Origin of the sequence: Methylophaga sp. UBA4204 (assembly GCF_002379485.1) — a bacterium.
Taxonomy (GTDB): Bacteria; Pseudomonadota; Gammaproteobacteria; order Nitrosococcales; family Methylophagaceae; genus Methylophaga.
The window spans coordinates 1-3,968 of record NZ_DFTU01000079.1 but is presented as its reverse complement, the minus strand read 5'-3'; the positions used below and the strand labels follow the sequence as shown (position 1 = coordinate 3,968).

4 protein-coding genes are annotated in these 3,968 nt (G+C 43.2%); all 4 read left to right on the top strand.

Features of this window, described 5'->3' with window-relative positions; all coding sequences use genetic code 11:
* The coding region (locus B3182_RS11435) for a chemotaxis protein CheA (RefSeq protein WP_292752810.1) at positions 1–1,452 on the top strand (1,452 nt) is incomplete at its 5' end.
* Positions 1,449–1,913 (top strand): chemotaxis protein CheW, encoded by a 465-nt coding sequence (locus B3182_RS11430; RefSeq protein WP_292356285.1) that lies wholly within the window; start codon positions 1,449–1,451, stop codon positions 1,911–1,913. The genes B3182_RS11435 and B3182_RS11430, both read left to right, overlap by 4 nt.
* Positions 1,914–2,008: 95 nt before the next feature.
* A complete protein-coding gene (locus B3182_RS11425; RefSeq protein WP_292411633.1) occupies positions 2,009–2,632 on the top strand; it encodes a ParA family protein in 624 nt (207 codons plus the stop codon).
* A partial coding sequence (locus B3182_RS11420; RefSeq protein WP_292752807.1) for a globin domain-containing protein occupies positions 2,632–3,968 on the top strand: 1,337 nt, incomplete at its 3' end. The genes B3182_RS11425 and B3182_RS11420, both read left to right, overlap by 1 nt.

Here is a 3,968-nt window from a genome sequence, read left to right as displayed (position 1 = left end):
TTTGCCCCACATCCACAGTTTTTTGAAAACGGCCATGATCCATTACGAATTATCAAAGTATTACGCCAGTTTGGTCCGGTAAAGGTCTCCGTCTTCACTGATAAATTACCCGATTTTGCAGATTTTGACCTGTATAAATGTTACCTGCGCTGGCAGATAACACTTACCGCGGAAGTGAGTTACCAACAAATTATTTCGCAGTTTGACTGGGTAAAACATGTCTGTGATTTCACGGTAGAAGTATTGGCTTTAGCGCAGACCAAAAGAGTCAATGAGCCAAATCGATACAAAATGAGCGAGGCCAATCTGCAAGCATTATTAACCGTTTCGCATACATTACAGACACAGTTAAAGCAGACGTTTGCACTTACTAACCAGTTAAATCAAACGGATAAAATTCGTTTAACGCGTCGTAATCAGGCGATGAAGCATCAACAGCAATTATTGCAACAACAGCTGTTACATATTTCGATGCGTCCCTTGGCCGATGCTTTTGCAAGATTACCCCGGATGGCATTTGATCTGGCGAATAAAACCGATAAACCAATCCAGTTGAATATGGATATCGCGCCCATTGAGGTGGATAGCATGATCGTCAATTCGTTGATAGATCCATTAACCCATCTTTTGCGAAATACATTCGCTCATGGAATTGAACCCACCGAGCTTCGCCAGCAGTCCGGCAAACCTGTAAAAGGTCAAATCCATATTATTGCTGAACAAGTTGATGAGCAACTAATCATTCGATTCAGTGATGACGGAGCTGGTTTAGCTGAAGAAAAGATCCTGGCCAAAGCAAAACAGCTCGGGGTCAATTTGCAGGGGAGTAAGCTTGATCAACAACTGCTCAGTGACTGGGTATTTCGACCAGGTTTTTCCACCGCAGTATCAGCAGATGCAATCTCCGGAAGAGGTATCGGATTGGATGTTGTGAAGCAACATATTACCGATATGGGAGGGCGGATTGAGTTGATTTCGAGCAACGGCAGGGGATGCTGTTTTACCCTGTATATACCTGTACATCAGGCTTTAATGGATGTACAACTCATTCATGTTGATCAACAAACGCTAGCATTGCCATTAATAAGTGTGCTGGATAGCTATGCTGCTTATAGCAGCAGGTTAGTCTGGCATCGAGGCAAAAAGTGGTTTATCACAGATGATAACCGGCAAGTACCATTGATTGATATTCGCCAATTCCTGCAGTTGCCTTTACAGGAAACAGATGATCAGTCCGGTTTTATCATTTTACTGACTACTGAAAACAATGTTTTTGCAATGAAGGTAGACAGTTTGGCTGAACAGGCTCAACTGCTTGTTAAGTCCTTACTTCCGCATTATCGTCATGTAAATGGAGTCAAGGGCGTCGCAATACTGAATGATGGAAATATTGCTTTACTGCTCGAGCCTGGCAAGCTGTTGATGTCCCTTACGATTGCCGGTGAGCAATGAAATCGTCTGCTAATTCGCCTTTGGACAATGATCTTTACCAGCTGATCGTTATCGAAGATCAGCAATATGCGCTGCCGGTCCATTGTATTACGACTGTTCTGGCGTTGGAAAATGTATTACGACTGCCTGGAACGAACTCATGGTTATCTGGTGTTGTGCATGTTCGCAATGCGATTGTGCCGGTCGTTAATATGAATAAATTGATTGAAGTTGACGTCACCCATCATCAATTTAACTGTCCATTACTGGTTTTGTTACATCATCCATTGGATTCACAACGACTACTGGGGCTTAGTGTTACCGACGTGACGATTCTAATGTACCACTCAGAGCTTGCTGAAATGGCATCCAGCTCATCCACACATCAGTGTCTGATAAATAGTGTGAATGATGATTCACAAAAGATTCATTTACTTGATATAGCTAATTTATTTGAGCAATTGCTACAGGGACAGAATTAAACCATGCTTGGGCAAGGGACAAAACGAATTATTGCTGTGATGAATCAGACCCATGACGTCGGTAAAACCACCATCACGGCAAACCTGGGTGTGTTCTGGCAGAAATGGGTTATCGGGTGCTGATGCTGGATTTGGATCCCCAGGCTGATCTCACCCGACAATTTGGGGTAGCTGAAACTCAAATTGGCATGGATGCTTTACTTTCTTTTAAAGATGATGCCCGTGATGTAATACTGCCTCTAAGCGAACAACTGTCTTTAATTGCGTCGGGTCCCGAGCTGCATTTGTTCGAACAGCAAACACCATCAATAAAACTCGGTGTTAAACTGAAGCAACTACTTACTTCGACAATACAATCAGATGCAGATATCATTCTGATTGATTGCGCTGCGATCTCAGGATTATTAGGCACGAATGCCGTTTTGGCTGCGAGTGATATGCTTATACCAGTTTCTGCGGAGCATGGTGCATTACGCGGTATGATAAAAATGCTACCGGTATTGCAACGGGTGGCGAAATTGAGATCTGATTCAATAAGGTTATGGTTATGTTTAAACAGATTGCCGGACGGTACTGATTTTGCCTACCAGTTCGGTGATTTATTGACACAGTATTTTCCGAAGCGAGTGCTAAAAACGGTGATATACGATAACGAGTCTGCAAATCCAGCTGATTATCAGTCTCTGGCAAATGATTTGCTATTGGGAAGAGCAGACTGATGGCTGAGAATGCTCTACAACATCATCCTATTAGTGGATTGGCAGGGCTGGATGAGCAAGATATAACCCTGGTCGAGCATAATTTTGCTGCGTTAATGAGTTTTAGTGATGCATTAGCTGAGCGCTTTTATCAGCGATTATTTGCTGAATACCCGGCGATAATGCCGTTGTTCAAATCAGTCACGATTGAAGGGCAACATAAGAAATTACTCGCATCGATGGTTTTGTTGATCCAGCATTTACGTGACTCGGAAATGATCGAGGATTATCTTCAGGGGCTGGGAGTGCGACATCAGCAATATGGTGTCGAACAATCCCATTATGAGATGTTCATCGAAAACTGGTTATCCGTGGTTGCCGAATTTTCTGAGCAGAAATGGGATGACACGTTACTGCAAGCGTGGAGAAATGTTCTGCAGTATGTGGCTGAGTTGATGCAGACTCCTGTTGGCCAGGTAGCCGAGCCGGTAACGGTTTATCAAACAGATCAAGCTCCGGCAGCAGAGTATGTGCTTACCTCGCTAGCCGTCGAGCAAACTGCCACGCCGATGATTATTATCGATTTAAATCTGGTGGTAAGTTACCTCAATGTAGCGGCAGAAACACTGCTAAAACAGTATCAAGACAGTCTCAAAAAAATGTTTGCCGATCTTAATGTTGAGAGACTTAAAGGTATTTCGTTACAACATTTCGCTGAAGCCGTTCCCTTCCCCATTGAGTGGCTAAGTGATTTCGAGCAGCTGCCTAGAAGTATTGATTTACGCAACGACTTTTTGGATGTGCGATTAACGATTTCGGTTCTTTACAAAAATGATAAGCCCGAGGGGTTTCTGCTCGAATGTTATCCTCATAGTGCGATTGGTTCAGGTCTATCGCTATCTTCAACACCGAACGAAACCGCTCCGTTAGCACAAAATATTCTACCGGCACTGGAAAAAACGCTTTACCAAGTTCAACTGCAAAACAGTCATTTAACTGCTATGTTGCAGGAAATAGATGACGCCGTGTTTGAAACCAGCCTGCTGGCGTTAAATTGTACTGTTGAAGCGGCAAAGCTGGGTGATGATGCGCGTCAGCTTCGTGACTTTTCAATGGAAATTAGAGTGCTGAACCAACAATTGAGTCAATTGCTTCAACCTTTGAAAATTCAGTCTGGTCAGCAGCAGCAACAGCTGAATAAAAGCATTGAGCTTTCACAACAACTGGAAAAAGATCTGACGCATAATCATATCGGTTGGGAAAATCGCAGCCGCCATTCCATAGAGCAAATCAGCCAACAGTTGTCTGAGCAAACCAATGCATTAACGCAGTTGATTAAAGTAATCACTAAAAATAC

Excerpts from the sequence above, each read along its gene's own strand:
- B3182_RS11430 (WP_292356285.1), top strand. The coding sequence starts at position 1,449 with ATGAAATCGTCTGCTAATTCGCCTTTGGACAATGATCTTTACCAGCTG.